Genomic DNA, 15,449 nt, shown 5'->3' on the forward strand with positions numbered 1-15,449 from the left:
GTTGTTGTGTGGGTTGGGGGGTTTTTCTCCTGCACCAACCTCTCCGCCTGCGGGGTTCTTTCTTTGTGTTTTTGTTTCTCTTTCCCCCCCCCCCCCCCTCCCCCCCCCCCCCGCAGCCGCAGGACCCGCCCATCTACCGCGCGCTGATGCGCACCTGGGCCGACCGCGGGCGCACGCTCCCGGGACGCCACGATCCGGAATGGGTGCGGCTCGCGGCGCCCCCGGCCGGCCCGCGCCGGCTCGCGGCGGGCCAGGAGTCGTTCAGCGGGACTCGGGACCAGCGAGGTGACGGGCGATGACCATGCGCTGGATCTGGTTCGTCCCCTCGACGATCTGCAGCGCCTTGGCCTCGCGCATATAGCGCTCGACGGGGAAGTCCACGGTGTAGCCGTACCCGCCGAGCACCTGGACGGCGTCGATGGTGACCTTCATCGCCGTGTCGGTGCAGTGCAGCTTGGCCATGGCGGCCTGCTTGGCGAACGGCCGCCCGGCATCGCGCAGGCGTGCCGCCGCCAGGTACAGCGCCCGGCCCGCCTCGATCTGCGTCGCCATGTCGGCGAGCAGGAAGCGCAGCCCCTCGAAGTCCGAGATGGGCCGCCCGAACTGCCGCCGCGCGGTGGCGTACGCGACGGCCTCGTCCAGAGCCGCCTGAGCCAGTCCGATGGCGCAGGCGGCGATGCCGAGCCGCCCGGAGTCGAGCGCGGACAGCGCGATCGCGAAGCCCTGCCCCTCCTCGCCGATGCGCCGCTCGTCGGGCACGCGCACCCCGTCGAAGTGGACCTGTGCGGTGGGCGACCCCTTCATGCCCATCTTCTTCTCGGGCGCCGCGGCAGCGAGCCCCTCGGCGTCGCCCGGGACCAGGAACGCGGTGATCCCCCGAGGGCCCTCCTCGCCGGTGCGCGCCATCACGGTGTAGAAGTCGGCGATCCCGCCGTGAGTGATCCACGCCTTGGTACCGGTGATCACCCAGTGGTCGCCGTCCCGCACCGCCCTCGTCTGCAGGGACGCGGCGTCCGAACCGGACGACGGCTCGGACAGGCAGTAGGCGCCCAGCAGACCGCCGCCGAGCATCGCGGGCAGGTGTTCGAGCTGTTGTTCCTTGCTGCCGTAGTGCGCGAGGGCGTGGCAGGACAGGGTGTGGACGCTGACACCGAGGCCCACGGTGAGGCGGGCCGCGGCCAGCTCCTCGAGAACCTGCAGGTAGACCTCGTAGGGCTGCTCACCACCGCCGTACTCGGAGTCGTACGGCAGGCCGAGCAGCCCGGATTCGGAGAGCAGGCGGAAGGTGTCGCGCGGGAAGCGCCCGGCGTCCTCCTCCTCGGCCGCCTTCGGGGCGATCTCGCGCTGCGCGATGTCACGGACGAGCGAGATCAGATCCCGGGCCTCGTCCGTGGGCAGTTGTCGGTCCACCGGCTGCGGGGCGCGGTCGGGCATGGCGACGCTCTCCTCCCTCTTGGGCACATCGGCGGACATGCGCCTTGGGTGGGGCGGCGCCGCCGGTCTCACTGGGCCTGGCCGATGCTCGCCGCTCCGGGTCGCGGAGGCGGCTGACCAGCGGTTGTGGCGCTTGGAGTATGCCCGATCGGAGGCATGACGTCACCGGTTAACGACCGCTTACTTCAAGAAAGCGCGAGTCGTGCCCGACCTTGATCCACATCCGTGTCCGAGCTCGATCCACATCCCTGCGCGAGCTCGATCCGCAGCCGACGGCGGGCCCGGCCCGAAGCCGTCTCCCGATCCCGTCGACGAGCCGTGACAGCACGGCCGAAGCATGCGGGCAACCACTCGGAGTCGATCGGCGGCGGGCGGGATCTCACGCCGCGCGCCGGGTCCGCACGGCGCCCGGGAAGGACCTCACGCCGCGCGCCGGGTCCGCACGGCGCGGGAGCCGGACGGGGTCCGCGCGGCGGACGGCGGAGCCGCCGAGCGGCGGGCCCGGCCGGAGGCGCGGGCTGCCGCTCGGGGAGTCAGACCGGCCGGTGCGCCGGAGTCGGAGCCGGGTACGCGGGCTCCAGTTCCTCGATCGCGCGGAGCGTGCCGCCCAGCGTCTTGGCGAGCAGTTCGCACATCGTGTCGCGGGACAGCACCGGGCGGTCGATCCAGTCGAGGGTCACGCCCTCCACGCTGCACACCCAGCCGAGCAGTCCGGCCCGCACCAGCGGAGCGATGTCGCACCGCCCGTACGCCCCCTCGGCGATCGTCGTGACGATCGCCTCGCGCACCCCGTCCCGGATGGCGTGCACCTGCGCGTCGAAGCCCACGCCACCGCTGACGATCGTGCGGTAGGCGGCCTGGTTGTGCTCGGCGTAGCGCAGATAGCGGTCGATGGTGCGGTGCACCCGTTCCACCGGCGGCAGGTCCAGGCCGGCGGCCGCGGAGGTGACGAGGTCGGCCACCGAATCCTCGACGATGGCGAGGTAATAGCCGCGTTTCGATTTGAAGTAGTAGTAGATGAGCCCTTTCGCCACCTGGGCGTGGCGGGCGATGTCGTCCATCGACAGGGCGTCGTAGGACGTGTCGGCGAATAACCTCCGCCCGATGGCGATGAGTTCGGCGCGGCGCGCCAGGGAGCGCTCGGTGCCGCGCACCTGTGGGCGCTCGGCACCTCGCTCTTGACTGCTTCTCAATTTCGGCCCAAGTCTCCAACGGCCAGCGGGACATCCGCAGTATTGCAGAATGCCACCAGCGCATGTTCGACTCTGATCGACAGGGTCGGACCTTGTTGGCAAATGGGCGTCCGGTTCCGCTCGGGCCTGTCAGCGGACGCCCACAGCCGCCAGCGCCGTGCGCTGCCGTCGGCTGGGACGGGCCGGGAAGTACAGGTAGCAGACGCCGCCGGTGCCGGAGGCGACCTTGCCGGAGGCGTTGTAGCGCTTGGTGCGCAGCCAGATGGTCTCGAACTCCCGCCGCCGGTACACCCGGCGCACCGCCTCGTCGCTCGGCGCCGCCGGATCGTTCGCGATCACGTCGCCGTCGGCGGTGAACCCGATCACGGTCATCAGATGCCCCGAGGTGCCGTACCCGGCGCCGGTCAGCTCCTCCTTCAGGAACGACTGGGACGTCATGGCCGGGATGCCCGCCGCGATCAGCGTCTCCAGGTCCGTGAGCGAGGACAGCCGGGTGACCACGCCCTGGAGGTCCCTGAACGTCGCGGCGTAGGCCGCGTTGAAGGGCCAGTTGCCGCAGCCCTGGTACTGGTAGTCATAGGTGAAGCGGGCCGCGTGGCAGACCTGCGGGTCCGCGTACGACGGATCGACCCAGGACAGTTGTTCGGGGGTCGGCCTCCGGCCCCAGTATTCGATGATCATCTGCGAGGAGGTGGGGCTGCACCAGGCCTCGCCGCCGTTGTCGTACTCCGGGTACTGCCCCTTGTGGATCTCCTGCGAGTACCGCGGGACGATCAGTTCCGCGGCGAGCCCGGGCGTGGAGGCCGGGACGGTGAACCGGTCGGGGATGTCGGAGCCCATGACGCCGAGCCGCCACACCGTCGGCGTGAGCCGCGTGCCGGGCGCCCGGTACAGGGTCAGACGCAGGCGGTACGCCACCAGGCGCAGGCCCGAGGCGGGATCGGCGACGGCGAAGGTGTCGGTCCAGATGTTGCTCTTGCCGTCGCTCTGGCCGTCCACGGAGGTGCGGCGGATGTCCTGGTCGCCGGCCGCCCAGCGGCCCATCACGTACCAGGGGGTGTCCGTGCCGTCCGAGTAGCTGCCCTTCAGTTCGACCTGGAGCCAGGTACCGGTCGGGGTGTGCGCGTTCCAGGAGGCGACGGCTTCGGTGGACGGGACGGCGAGGCGGTGCACCGGGGAGGTCCAGGTGGCGTACTCCCAGGTGGCGGACTTCCCGGTGTGCGGGTCGGTGTAGTCGGTACGGCCGGCGGGCGCGGCGATCACCACGCCGGGGCGGAGGCCGGCGACGGCGCGCACGCCCTGGGCGGTGCCGCTCCGCCAGTCGGAGTAGGAGGTCCAGGCGTGGTTGTCCACGAGGCTCGGGGATGCTTTCGTCGGCCGGGTGGCCGGGACGGCCGCGGCCGCCGGGCTCGCGGTGCCGGATGCCGTGGCCGCGGCGACCGCCGCGGCGAGGATGGTTCTGCGGGACGGCTCTGAAGCTCTGGTCATCGGTGGGTGACCCCCAGGAGTCCTTCAAGCAGCGGTTCGGACGCACGGTGTGCGCCAACTATGGCCGCCGCCTACGGACTTCTTCCAGCACTTCGTCCGCGACGCGCCCACCGATCCGGGGCCCGGCCCGTGGGCGGTCTCCCGGAACGAGCGGACGGCTGCTTTCCAGGGGTGAACCACTCACGCCCGTACCCAATCCGAACAATGGAGGAATTCCGGAGAGACAGCGCACTTCTCGCAGAAACAGGACGGCATGCGCGCCCGCGTAAAATGTCCCCTCGAAAGCACGTCGGCACACCTTCTCGCCCGGGAATCGCCATTCACGCTCTCGCGACCCGCCTGCGGCACCTGCCGCCCTCCTGCGGCCCCGTCCGTCTCATCGGCGTCGACGGGCACGCGGGGTCGGGAAAATCGACGTTCGCCGGACACATCGCGGCCGCACTCGGCGGCGCCCCCGTGCTGCACCTCGACGACATCGCCACCCATGAGGAGCTGTTCTCGTGGACGGACCGGCTGCTGCGGGAGGTGATCGAACCCCTCGGCCACGGACGGACCGCGCGCTACCGGCCCTACGACTGGCGCGCACGGCGCTTCGGTCCCGCCCGTGCGCTGCCGCCCGCCCCGGTGATCCTGATCGAGGGCGTCGGCGCCGGCCGCCGGGCGCTGCGCCCACACCTCGCGCGGCTGCTGTGGATGGACCTGCCACGGGAAGAGGCGTGGACGCGCGGGCGGGGACGGGACGGCGAGGAACAACGCGCCTTCTGGGACGGCTGGGTCGAGGCGGAGCGCCGGCACTTCGACGAGGACCCCTCGCGACCCCACGCCGGTCTCCTGGTGCGTCAGAAGCCTGAGGGGTACGAGGTGCTGCCGGGGCCCGGCGGCCCTTCTGGTCCGGACCGGGATCTCACCCACAGTGACGACCCCACGGCGGTGTGCTGAACTTGTGAAGACGCCCGCCGGGGAACTTCCCCGAGTGCTCCAAGTCGGCTTGACCGGGGGGCCGTACAGGTCTTACGTTCTGAATGTGCGGCTTTCGTGGTCGCACCCAGACGCGAAGCCCCCGGTTGTTCCCCCGTGATCGGGGGCTTCGTTCTGCCCTGGACACCTTTCCCGGGTGCCGTGAGGCGCGATCCGCTCACCGTCGGTGACCATGCGCCGTGCGCCCCCGATGCTCCCACCTCCCCAAACGGCCCGTGCGGCACCCTTCGTGCGCCACTCCCCCGCAGGTACGATGCCTCTCGGTGCGACGTTCGGACACTGCTCTGCGCACCGTGGCAACTCCGGTCCGCGGCACAGCGGTTCGAGCAAGGCGGCCGACGGGCAGGGGCCCGGCGGTGAACCAACGGGGGCACGGTTTGTGGGGGACGTGATGGACTTCGGCACGCAGGGCCCTCAGGCCCCGGCCGACCTCGCCTGGCTGCGAGGGGTCGACGCCTACACGATGGGCGCCTATCCGCAGGCGGAGGAGGAGTTCCGCGCGGCGGTCCGGATGGATCCGGGGATGGCCGACGGCTGGCTCGGGCTGCACGCGCTGCGCGTCGACACGACGACCGCGCTGCTCAGGATGTACCGCCACCGGGACCGCTTCGGGGAGCAGCGGACGCGGCACCGGCGCACCCTCAACTCCTGGTACTGGCTGGGCTGGTGGGTGCAGCCAGTGCTGGAGAGCCCGCGCGACCTGCTGCTCGCCCACGCCTCCCACTGGCTGGACGGCCGCCACGTCCCGGAGCTGGACCGTGCGCTGGCGGGCCTGCCGCCGGTGGACACCGACCCCCAGGTGCGCTTTCTGCACGCCTGCCGGGCCTACCTGGTCAAGGACTGGGAGCAGTTGGTCCGGCACACCGATCCGCTGATCGACGACCCCATGCTCGGCATAGAGGCCGGACTGTTCGGCGGTATGGCCCGGGTCCGTCTGGAGATGTACGGACAGGCCGAGCCGCTGCTGTCCACGGCCCTGATGCGCTGCCGCAGCGAGCAGCCGCAGCGCAAGGAGCTGCGGTACTGGCTGGCCCGGGCGCACGAGGGCACGGGCCGCTCGGCCGCCGCCCTCCCCCTCTACCGGGCCGTGCACCGGGTGGACCCGGCGTTCATGGACACCTCGGCGCGGCTCGCCGCGATCGCCGAGGGCGACGGGTACGACGAGTCGGCCGACCTCACGGCGATGGCGTTCGCCGGGGGCGGGGACACACTGGAGGCACCGGACGGCCTGGATCCGCTCTTCGGCACCGAGGGCCGGGACGTGAAGCTGTCCGATCCCGAACCGCCGCCGACCGGTCCGCTCCCGGCGCAGGGCGATCTCGTGCGCGAGAAGGCCGCCTCGACGCCGGGGCAGTCGTGGCCCGCCGGGCCCACGGATCCGGCACTGCTGGACGAGGCCCTGGCCGAACTGGAGCGCATGGTCGGCCTGGAACCGGTCAAACGCCAGGTCAAGGCGTTGTCGGCGCAGTTGAACATGGCCCGGCTGCGGGCCGGCCAGGGCTTACCCGTACAGCCGCCGAAGCGGCACTTCGTGTTCTCGGGGCCCTCCGGCACCGGCAAGACGACCGTGGCCAGGATCCTGGGCCGGGTCTTCTACGCGCTCGGCCTGCTCGGCGGCGACCACCTGGTGGAGGCGCAGCGGGCGGATCTCGTCGGTGAGTACCTGGGCCAGACGGCGGTGAAGGCGAACGAGCTGATCGACTCGGCCATCGGCGGCGTCCTGTTCGTGGACGAGGCGTACTCGCTGTCCAACTCCGGATACGGCAAGGGGGACGCCTACGGGGACGAGGCGCTTCAGGTGCTGCTGAAGCGCGCGGAGGACAACCGGGACCACCTGGTGGTCATCCTCGCCGGGTACCCCGAGGGGATGGACCGGTTGCTGGCCGCCAACCCGGGACTGTCCTCACGCTTCACCACCCGGGTCGACTTCCCCTCCTACCGCCCTTTGGAGCTGACGGCGATCGGCGAGGTCCTCGCCGCGGAGAACGGGGACGTGTGGGACGAGGAGGCGCTGGAGGAACTTCGGTCGATCGCCGGGCACGTGGTGGACCAGGGCTGGATCGACGAACTCGGGAACGGGCGGTTCCTGCGGACGCTGTACGAGAAGAGCTGCGCGTACCGGGATCTGCGGCTGAGCGGCTACCCGGGGATGCCGTCCCGGGACGACTTGTCGACACTGCGGTTGCCGGATCTCATGCAGGCGTACGGTGAAGTGCTGTCCGGGCGGGGGCCGCAGGATCCGTCGAGCCTGTGAGCACCCACCGGGCACCCCGCTCGGCCGCGCGCCCGCCGTGGTCACCCCCGCTCAGTCGTCGAGGATCGCGCCGCGTTCACCCATGAAACGCAGCCACTCCTTGTGCCACCCCGTGGTGCCTCGCAGGTCCACGCCGTACCAGTCCGGTTCGGAACGCCGACCGACCAGCCGCTCCCCCAGCGGCTCCCCGGATCCGCTGTCGAACAGACGCACCCAGCCGTCCGCGCCGGCGGTCGCCACCACACCGGCCTTGGCGTGCAACGACACGGAGAGGATGGGGTGTCCCCGGGCGACCGACCAGTTCATTTCGCGGCGCGCGAGGTTCCAGGAGCTGAGTGTCCCGTCCCGGCAGCCGCAGTAGAGCACCCCTGTGCCCGCGTCGTGAACCAGACCGAGCACCGTGTCCCCCAGCCTGGCGAGGTCGGCGACGTGGGTGCCGTCTGCCTGCGCGAAGAGCCGAATACTGCGGTCGTCGCTTCCGCTGGCCACGAGTCCCGTGCCCTTGAGCGCGCACAAGGAGTACACGCCGCCATCCGGATGCGGCACCCATTCACGGATGTACCGGCCGTTCGTGGCGTCCAGTACGACGACCACTCCGGCGGATGAACCGGCGAACATCAGATCGGTCTCGGGATCCAGCGCGAGGGAGCGCACATACCCGGACGTCACATGCGTCTGCCAGACCTCGTCACCGTCGAGGGTCCACAGACGCACGGTGCCGTCGGTGCCGCCGGACGCGAAGCGGGCTTCCCCGACCGCTACGGCGGAGGTCGCCGGCGCACCGTGGTGGGCGATGTCCAGGAAAGCCTGGCCGTTCTCCCGGTCCGCCAGGTAGACGCTGCCGTCCATGCCCGCGACGACCACGTATCGGCCGTGCGAGATCAGGGACAGATTGCGGAAGCCCCCCGGGCACCTCATGGTCTCCCGGGTTTCGAGTTCCGCTCGGCCCAGTACATGGACGAGCCCCTCGGCGGTGCCGACCACGACTCCGCCGTCCTCGGGCAGCATGCCGACCACGGCGACGACCTGGGTCTCGTGCATGATCGCCCCGTGCAGCCACGCGCCGCGCAGATCCGCTCCGGTCACCACGGCACCCTGGAGCAGTACCGATCGCAGGTCGCACTCCCGCAGGTCGGCACCGCTGAGCTGCGCACCCTGCAGGTCGGCTCCCCGCAGATCCAGTCCTCGCAGCGAGCGGCCCGCCAGGGAGATGCCCATGCGGTTGGCGAGCGAGAGGCAGTTGGCGGGCAGCCGACCACCGGTCAGGCTGCCCACCGGCCGGTTGTCGGGCCTTCGGTCGACCGGAACGGTGCCGCCCTCGGGCAGCCAGTCCAGGGGCGAGAGCCCGGCCGAGGCAAGCTGCTCGGCCAGATAGCGGACGGGTTCGGGCAGCAGCAGCCGCTCGTCCAGGGGCGACGGATCTCCGGCACGCAGCGCCGTGCACAAGCTGCGCGCGGTGAGGAACTCCCGCATGGTCTTGAGCCGGAAACGCACAGTGCCGTCGGCGGCCACCCGCAGGAACGCCTCCCACCGCGGGTCCGTGCTCAACGTCCCCTCCGATGGACCGGAACCGAGTGCCGGCACCTCCAGGATCTCCCGGGCTTCCGGCACGGGCAGCGCATGCGTTCCCCGGCTGTGCATCCGTCCCGCGAGCGCCGCGAGCCGGTCGACGTCGGCACCGACGGCGTCGCCGTCGACGGCGACACGTTCGGCTCCGCCCAGAAGCACGGTCACGTACTCCTCGAACAGTTCCGAGGCGGTCGCCGGTGTGTCGCTCCGACGCGCGGACAGGACCACGGACATCAGGTCGAGAAGGCCGGGCAGCCGGGCCAGGTCGGTCAGGGCGCTGCTGGCGTCGATCAGCCGCCGCACCGGCTCCGCCTTCTCCCCCAGCCGCCGTACCAGCGCCTGGACGCGCTGTTCGTAACCGAGGTCCGCCAACCGGATCACCTCGAAGGTGGACCCACCCGACAGCTCGAGACCGACCGCGTCGACGTCCTCGCCCTCGGAGAACGGCGCTTCCGCTCCCGCGGGGTGCGGCGCGGAGCGGTCGTGCTCGAAGTAGCCCGGCCTGCTCGCCAGCAGGACCTTGCTCTCCGGACCCACCAGATCGGCGAGCTCGGCCAGGGTCCGCCGGGCGCGCTCGGGGGTCACCTGCCAACGCAGCTCATCGAGGCCGTCGAGGACGATGACCAGTCTGCCCGTCTCGTTCGCGTACCGGAAGGACGCCTTTCCACCCTGGAGTTCGGCTCCCTTGTCGCGCATCTGCGCGATGAGGAAGTCCTCCAGCGATCCGGTCGCCGGCATCTCCGACAGGAGCGCGAGGACCGGGATACGGCCACGCTCCGGGTCGTCCAGACATCGACGGGCGAGGGCATAGGCGAGATGACGGCAGTACCAGGACTTGCCGCTGCCCGGCTCACCGAGCAGCGTCAACTGGCTGTGCGATCGCTCGCGCAGCCATGAGTCGACGTAGTCGTCGAGCCAGTAGGCATCGCCACGCACCGGTGCCACCGCGTCGGAGAGCGGTCGCTGGCACTGGAGGTCGACGTAGGCACGCCGCTGGTCGCCGCTCTCGTACTCGTCGAGGATCCAGCGCAGATAGGGCTCGATCCCCAGGACGCGTTCCAGCAGGGACTGGCGCGTGTGCAGTTCGATCCGGTCGTCGGCGGCCGCGAGATGCCGGGCCGTGTTGGAGATCCTGGTCTCGGTGACCACCATGCCGCGGCCGGGTTCGTCGAGCCGCGCGGTGAGTCTGCGGACATCCGCCCCCGACAGCTCCCCCTCGACGATGTGCACGGTGAGCAGGCCCTGTTCGGTGGCGTGGCCGAAGACCGACTCCACGGCGCGGTCGCTCAGCCGCATCGAACGCTGCACCACCCAGCCGAGCACGCCGAGCTGGTCCTCGCACTCTCTTATGGCCGGTGACTCACTGCGGAGCAGCTCGGAGGTCTGCCGCTCGGCGGTACGGCGGACCTGGACGAGCAGTTCCCTGGCACACGCGGCGGGCGGCGCACCGCCCGACGTGAGGACCCTGATCTGACGCCGGCCGTATGCAGCGCGCACGCTGTCGTCGGCCTCGGGCAGCACCACCACGGCCCCCCGCCAGTACTCGCCGAGGGAGTGCAGCGCGGGAGCCAGCAGCTCCTCCAGGACCGGGTCGTGCGGCGCGAAGCCCACGAAGACGAGGGTGTGGGAGGCGGGCAGATCACCGAGCCGCGCGGTCAGCAGCGGGCGCTTGAAGCGGGCGGCACGGCGCTCCCGTTCGCTCAGAAGGGCATCCTGGGGAGCGTCCAGACAGCCGAAGAGATGAACGATCTGAGGCTGGGAGTTGTCCCAGAAGGCGAGCGCCGTCTCGGTCCTGACGACGTGGAACGGGCGCCGGAACCGGCGGTAGGCGTGCTCGGCCGTCGGGTGCAGGGACGTCACGAGCAGGCAGGCCGGAGGCTGGGAGGCAAGGCATTCATAGAGCGCGTCCGATGCCGACAGCGGGTGGGACGGCTCCTCGGGCTCCGCTCTGCCGCGCCAGGCCGTCCGCATCAGCGAGACCAGGGCGGGGCGGCCGAAGCGGGTCAGGTACTCGTCGGCGAGCCTGCCGAGCGGCGGAGGCTGCGCATCATCGGTCCGGCCCAGTTCGGCCAGCAGCGCCCGGTGCACCACGTCGTCGGTCTCGCGGTCGAACTCGGGTCCCAGTACCACGGCGAGTGAGCCGGTCTCCCAGGCACGGGCCAGCTCGACGACGAGGTGCGGGTCGAACTCGGGTGTGCTGTCAGGCATGGGCAGTGGTCAGCCCGTCCAGCCAGCGGGCCAGTGCCTGCGTGACACCGTGCGCCGACACGTCGAGCGGTACCGTGCGCAGACCGCGGGTCAGCGCCACGCGTTGCTGGAGCGGGGACACGTCGGCCGTCACGATCCAGCCGACCGGCTTGTGGTCGCCGAGTCCCGCGACCGCCAGGTCCCACAGCGTGTTGAACTCGGGGTCCGACGGTCCGGCACCGAGAACGAGCAGTTCGTGGGTCTCCAGCAGGCTCCGGACGTGTTCGGCGAGTCTCGGCTTGGTCGCGCCGTAGACCGCGAAGTCCCGACGGGTGATGGTCAGGGCTTCCGGGTTGAGCACGTCGCCGCACATCTTGACGAGGCGCGGCCGCGTCGGAGCGGTGTAGGCGAGGTCGGAGTCCCGGACGACGACGTCGACCAGCCCGGCGACGGCCTCGAGGGCGTCCTCCAGCAGCACGTCGTAGTTGGTCGTGAGGATCTCCCTGATTCCGGTCGCGGCCAGTGCCCGGTGCGCCTCGGTGTAGGCGAGGGAGCGGCGCAGTTCACGTCGCAGGTGCGAGATGAGGCTGTTGCGACCGTATTCCGCCTCGTACGCCTCGGCCAGGGTGGGCAGGTCGTCCGGCAGCCGGGAGCCGTCCGCGACCGCGCCCAGCGCGTGCCCGAGCGGCTCGAAGAGGCGGGACCAACTCGGATATCCGGCGCCCATCGACAGCCCCGCACCCACCAGTACGGCGAGGCGGCCCTCCGCCGCCCGGCCGGCGAGGTGGCCGAGCACTCCGTCGGCTGCTGTCATGACCGCCCACCGTCCTCGTTCTCGAGCCCGCCAGAGCCACGCAGCCCGGCCACGGCGGCTTCGAAGGCGGGGATGGAGGCGTCACCCCAGCCGTAGGCGCGGTGCACTCCGACCTCGAACTGCCTGGTGACCCAAGCGTCCCACACCGTTCGGGCATGCGGGCGGTCCATCGTGCGGATCGCCGCTCTGATCCTCTCCACCAACCGGCCTGTCGACACGGCGACGTCGGAAATGACCGCATAGTGCTCGACCATGCGATCCACCCGGACGAGTGCCTCGGCGGAGGGCCGGCCGCGTCCCCACACGTGCTTTCTCAGCCATCGCCGGTCGACGTCGTCGGCGCGTTGCCACAGGAGTCCGGACACCGCGGTCACCTTGCCCTCACCGAGGTCCGAGTAGCGGACTCCTCCGTCGAGGATTTCCCGGCCGGTCGTGTTCCGCAGGTCGTTACGGAGCTGGCCCGCTTCGGCGCACCAGGGGTAGGCGGTCGTCACGAAGGCGGCCGCCTGTCCCTGGTCCGCGGCGGACAGGGCGTCTACCCAGGCCCGTCCGACGAAGGCGGTGCGCCGGCGGGCCGCTCCCACGTAGCGATCCCAGGAGAACTCCTCGGGAGTGAGAGCCTGACGCTCGGACTGCCCCTCGGTCATCTCAGCGAGGCACTCGTCCCACAGCTGACCGGACAGCCCGGCGAGCCGTCCGGAACGCGGCACCCCTCGCCCGGCCTGTTCGAGCGACCGGGTCAACTCCGCTCGTCCGTGCACGGCATGGGCCGTAGGGGCCCCGTAGCGCACCCCCTTGCGATCCGTCAGGTCGTCGAGGCAGTAGAACACCGCGAACAGGAGCTCCGGGGCCAGACACCGGGGCGCCAGCCGCCGGGAGCAGCCGACGGTCAGCCAGGGAAGCACCGCGCGGAACTTGCGACCCGGCATCGCCTCGATGTAGTGCACCGCCGCCGGTCCCAGCCAGTCCTCGGCGGCACCGCGCAGCGGCCTGCTCCACAGGTCCTGCGTGAAGACTGCGGTGAACGTCGTCTCCACTGCCCCGTACCACGTGGTGGCGGCCCACTGGGGGCCACGGGACCCGGTGGGAGCGAAGTCCGCCGTGCCGGGAAGGGCGCTCATGGAGCCGCCTGGGACGCGACGTCGCCGGGCGTCTCGACGTCGGGCGTGATGCCCGCGGTGTCGAGCCACCGCTGCCAGGAGTGAACGGCGAGTGCGGTGTCCCGCATGGACAGGGTGCCGCGCCCGAACGGTTCGCGCACCGTCTTGCGGTTGGCCCAGAAGACGTCGGTGAAATCCTCGGCGGCGGCGAGACGACGGTAGTCGACGTAGGTCATCGGGCGGGGTACCGCTCCGGCGGACCGCACGGCGTCGAGCGTCGCGGCGACCTCCCCGCGCGTCTGACCGGGGAGCCCGACCATGAGGAAGCAGATCAGCATGACGCCCTCTGCGGCGCACCAGGCCCCCAGCTCCGCCAGCCGGTCGGCGCCGATGCGCCCGGAGAAGCGGTTCCTGCCGTCCGGGAACAGCGACTCCACACCGATGGCCACCCTCGTGCATCCCGCCGCGGCCATCTCGGCCAGCAGCGGTGGATCAAGCTCGCCGTAAGAGGTGACGCACTTCCAGGTGACGCCGGTGCGCCCGGCTCCCACCCGTGCACAGAACTCGTGCACATAGTCCCGGTCGAGCGTGAAGTTGGCGCCGAACAGGGAGACCGCGGTGTAGCCGTGGGTCTCGCGGGCCTCGGTGAGATAGCGGGCCAGTGCCTCGAGGTCCCGGCGGAAGTACTCGTGCCGCCCCATCACGTCGGGGATGGGACAGTAGCCGCAGTAGCTGTCGCACCCGCGCGACACCCCGACGGCCAGTTCCCGCTGGGGTTCGCGGCCCGGGTACGACTCGTCCTCCGGGAGCCGCGCGTACTCGGCGACGGGTAACAGGTCCAGCGCGGGCAGTTCCCAGTCGCCTTCCAGACGTACGCCTGCCGAACCGCGCGTCCATGTGCCGGACAGCCGGCTCAGGGTGCCCGGCACGGGGCTCGGTTCGCCGCCCGAGGCCACCAGGTCGGCGATGGCGGCGATCGCCACCTCCCAGTCCTGTTCGAGGACGATCCAGTCGGCGTCGGTCCGCTGGAACAGCTTGCGCAGATGGAACGCGCCCCGCCCGTACAGGGCGATCCGCGTCTTCGGGGACAGCTCGCGCAGCAGACGAACGGTCCGAGCCGTCTCCAGCACGTTGTCCAGGCTCACATGGAGGACGGCGAGTTCGCCGGCGTCCAGCGCCTCGTCGATGACCGAGCTCCATGTGACGTCCGGCAACACGCCGTCGAGGATGCGGACGTCGTGCCCCGCGCGGTTCCGGAGGTGAGCGGCGATCTCGCCCAACTCCACGTAGTGATAGTCCAGATTCACGTACGAGCTCACACAGGGAGCTGAGATCACAGGGATCAGCATGGCCGACCTCCAGGCTGGTCGCGCGAGCGTTCCCGGACAGGAAGGAGCTGCCGCGCTGAACAGGCCCCATACCGCCCGTGCACGCGGTGTAGCGAACTATGACACACAGTCCGGGGGGACGGGCAGCAGTGTGCGTGTTTCAAGAAGTGCCCGGTATCGGGGACTTGCGGGAGTTCCGGCTGTCCCGGAACATCGCCCTGGATGAGACATCTGCGCAATGTCGAGACCTACGCGGCCGCGGCGCTCGCCGCCGTGTTCGCCATCCTGTCGGTCATCGGCGACATCGTGCCGGTGGACCTGCGCTGGGCGGCGCTGCTCGCGGCGGTGGCCCTGCTCGTGTACCGGTCGGTGTCGGACACCGGAGCCCCGTCCTCCCGCGAAGTCATCGGCGACCGGGCCGCGCTCCGGGAATCGACGCCGTCGCTGGCCAAACGACTGGAATCGGCCCGTGCCGTCTGGCTGTTCGCGCCGACAGCCGTCAACGTCCTCACACCTGAGGTCTGCCAGGTGCTGCGCCACCACGTGCTGAGCAGACAGGACGGATCCGTACGCGTCGTGGTGCTCGACCCCGCGGCCGGCGCCGCCGTGGACCTGGCCGAGCGGCAGTTGGACGACAGTCTCGACTCTCCGGTCCAGCACCTGCGCCCCTCACTGACCACGGTGCTCGACCAGTTGCGCACGATGGCGTCCTGGACCTGCGCCGGCACGTTCGAATACCGGCTCCTGGCGTTCAACCCGGGCTTCAGCCTGCTGGCCGTCGACCCCGGAGCACGAGACGGCTCGCTCGTCGTGGAGTTGCACGGGGTCCGCAACGAGGCGGTCACCAGCCGGATGCACGTACGGCTCACCCGTAGGGCGCACGAGGAGTGGCACATGTACTGGCTGCGTCAGTACGAGCACATGTGGCTCCAGGCACGGACGCCTGCCCCGGCCTAGGTCTGTCGGTGACCAACCGGGCAGAGGGCACAGGGCCGCCGTCGGGGGGGGGGGGGGGGGGGGGGGGGGGGGGGGGGGGGGGGGGGGGGGGGGGGGGGGGGGGCGGGGGGGTGGGGGTGGGGGGGGGGGGGGGGGGGTTTGGGGTGG

The 15,449-nt window shown here is 71.1% G+C and carries 11 protein-coding genes; 4 read left to right on the forward strand and 7 right to left on the reverse strand.

The features are described 5' to 3' along the window. Positions 1–47 precede the first annotated feature (47 nt). Entirely contained in the window at positions 48–299 is a 252-nt protein-coding gene (locus ACZ4SW_RS08160; RefSeq protein WP_468240309.1) for a hypothetical protein, read from the forward strand. Here the strand turns inward: ACZ4SW_RS08160 and ACZ4SW_RS08165 are convergent. The 3 genes from ACZ4SW_RS08165 to ACZ4SW_RS08175 form a co-directional block, all read right to left on the reverse strand. Continuing rightward, positions 262–1,434 (reverse strand): acyl-CoA dehydrogenase family protein, encoded by a 1,173-nt coding sequence (locus tag ACZ4SW_RS08165; protein WP_468240312.1) that lies wholly within the window; start codon positions 1,432–1,434, stop codon positions 262–264. The two genes, ACZ4SW_RS08160 and ACZ4SW_RS08165, sit on opposite strands and share 38 nt — an antisense overlap. Positions 1,435–1,967: 533 nt before the next feature. Beyond that, positions 1,968–2,627 (reverse strand): TetR/AcrR family transcriptional regulator, encoded by a 660-nt coding sequence (locus ACZ4SW_RS08170; protein ID WP_468239510.1) that lies wholly within the window; start codon positions 2,625–2,627, stop codon positions 1,968–1,970. Between the two features lie 129 nt (positions 2,628–2,756). Continuing rightward, a complete protein-coding gene (locus ACZ4SW_RS08175; protein WP_468239512.1) occupies positions 2,757–4,115 on the reverse strand; it encodes a peptidase C39 family protein in 1,359 nt (452 codons plus the stop codon). 270 nt (positions 4,116–4,385) lie between these two features. On the opposite strand from ACZ4SW_RS08175, the gene ACZ4SW_RS08180 reads away from it, so the two are divergent. Both ACZ4SW_RS08180 and ACZ4SW_RS08185 read left to right on the forward strand, forming a co-directional pair. Beyond that, positions 4,386–5,054 (forward strand): uridine kinase family protein, encoded by a 669-nt coding sequence (locus ACZ4SW_RS08180; protein ID WP_468239515.1) that lies wholly within the window; start codon positions 4,386–4,388, stop codon positions 5,052–5,054. A gap of 430 nt (positions 5,055–5,484) precedes the next feature. Further along, positions 5,485–7,347 carry an AAA family ATPase gene (locus ACZ4SW_RS08185; RefSeq protein ID WP_468239517.1) on the forward strand — a complete coding sequence of 621 codons (1,863 nt, stop codon included), beginning with the start codon at positions 5,485–5,487 and terminating at the stop codon, positions 7,345–7,347. Positions 7,348–7,398: 51 nt separating this feature from the next. Here ACZ4SW_RS08185 and ACZ4SW_RS08190 read toward each other — a convergent pair whose 3' ends face one another. The 4 genes from ACZ4SW_RS08190 to ACZ4SW_RS08205 are packed head-to-tail and all read right to left on the reverse strand — an operon-like array spanning position 7,399 to position 14,336. Next, positions 7,399–11,124 (reverse strand): NACHT domain-containing protein, encoded by a 3,726-nt coding sequence (locus tag ACZ4SW_RS08190; protein ID WP_468239520.1) that lies wholly within the window; start codon positions 11,122–11,124, stop codon positions 7,399–7,401. Then, a complete protein-coding gene (locus ACZ4SW_RS08195; protein WP_468239522.1) occupies positions 11,117–11,917 on the reverse strand; it encodes an SIR2 family protein in 801 nt (266 codons plus the stop codon). The genes ACZ4SW_RS08190 and ACZ4SW_RS08195 overlap by 8 nt, the downstream gene beginning before the upstream one ends. Continuing rightward, a complete protein-coding gene (locus ACZ4SW_RS08200) occupies positions 11,914–13,038 on the reverse strand; it encodes a polyprenyl synthetase family protein (protein ID WP_468239525.1) in 1,125 nt (374 codons plus the stop codon). The genes ACZ4SW_RS08195 and ACZ4SW_RS08200 overlap by 4 nt, the downstream gene beginning before the upstream one ends. Next, positions 13,035–14,336, reverse strand: coding sequence for a B12-binding domain-containing radical SAM protein (locus ACZ4SW_RS08205; RefSeq protein ID WP_468239528.1), 1,302 nt, complete (start codon positions 14,334–14,336; stop codon positions 13,035–13,037). Before ACZ4SW_RS08205 ends, ACZ4SW_RS08200 begins: the two co-directional genes overlap by 4 nt. A gap of 231 nt (positions 14,337–14,567) precedes the next feature. Here ACZ4SW_RS08205 and ACZ4SW_RS08210 point away from each other — a divergent pair, with 231 nt between their 5' ends. Beyond that, positions 14,568–15,302 carry a hypothetical protein gene (locus ACZ4SW_RS08210; protein WP_468239530.1) on the forward strand — a complete coding sequence of 245 codons (735 nt, stop codon included), beginning with the start codon at positions 14,568–14,570 and terminating at the stop codon, positions 15,300–15,302. Positions 15,303–15,449: the final 147 nt, after the last annotated feature.

It is taken from the genome of Streptomyces sp. NPDC028331, assembly GCF_055565775.1.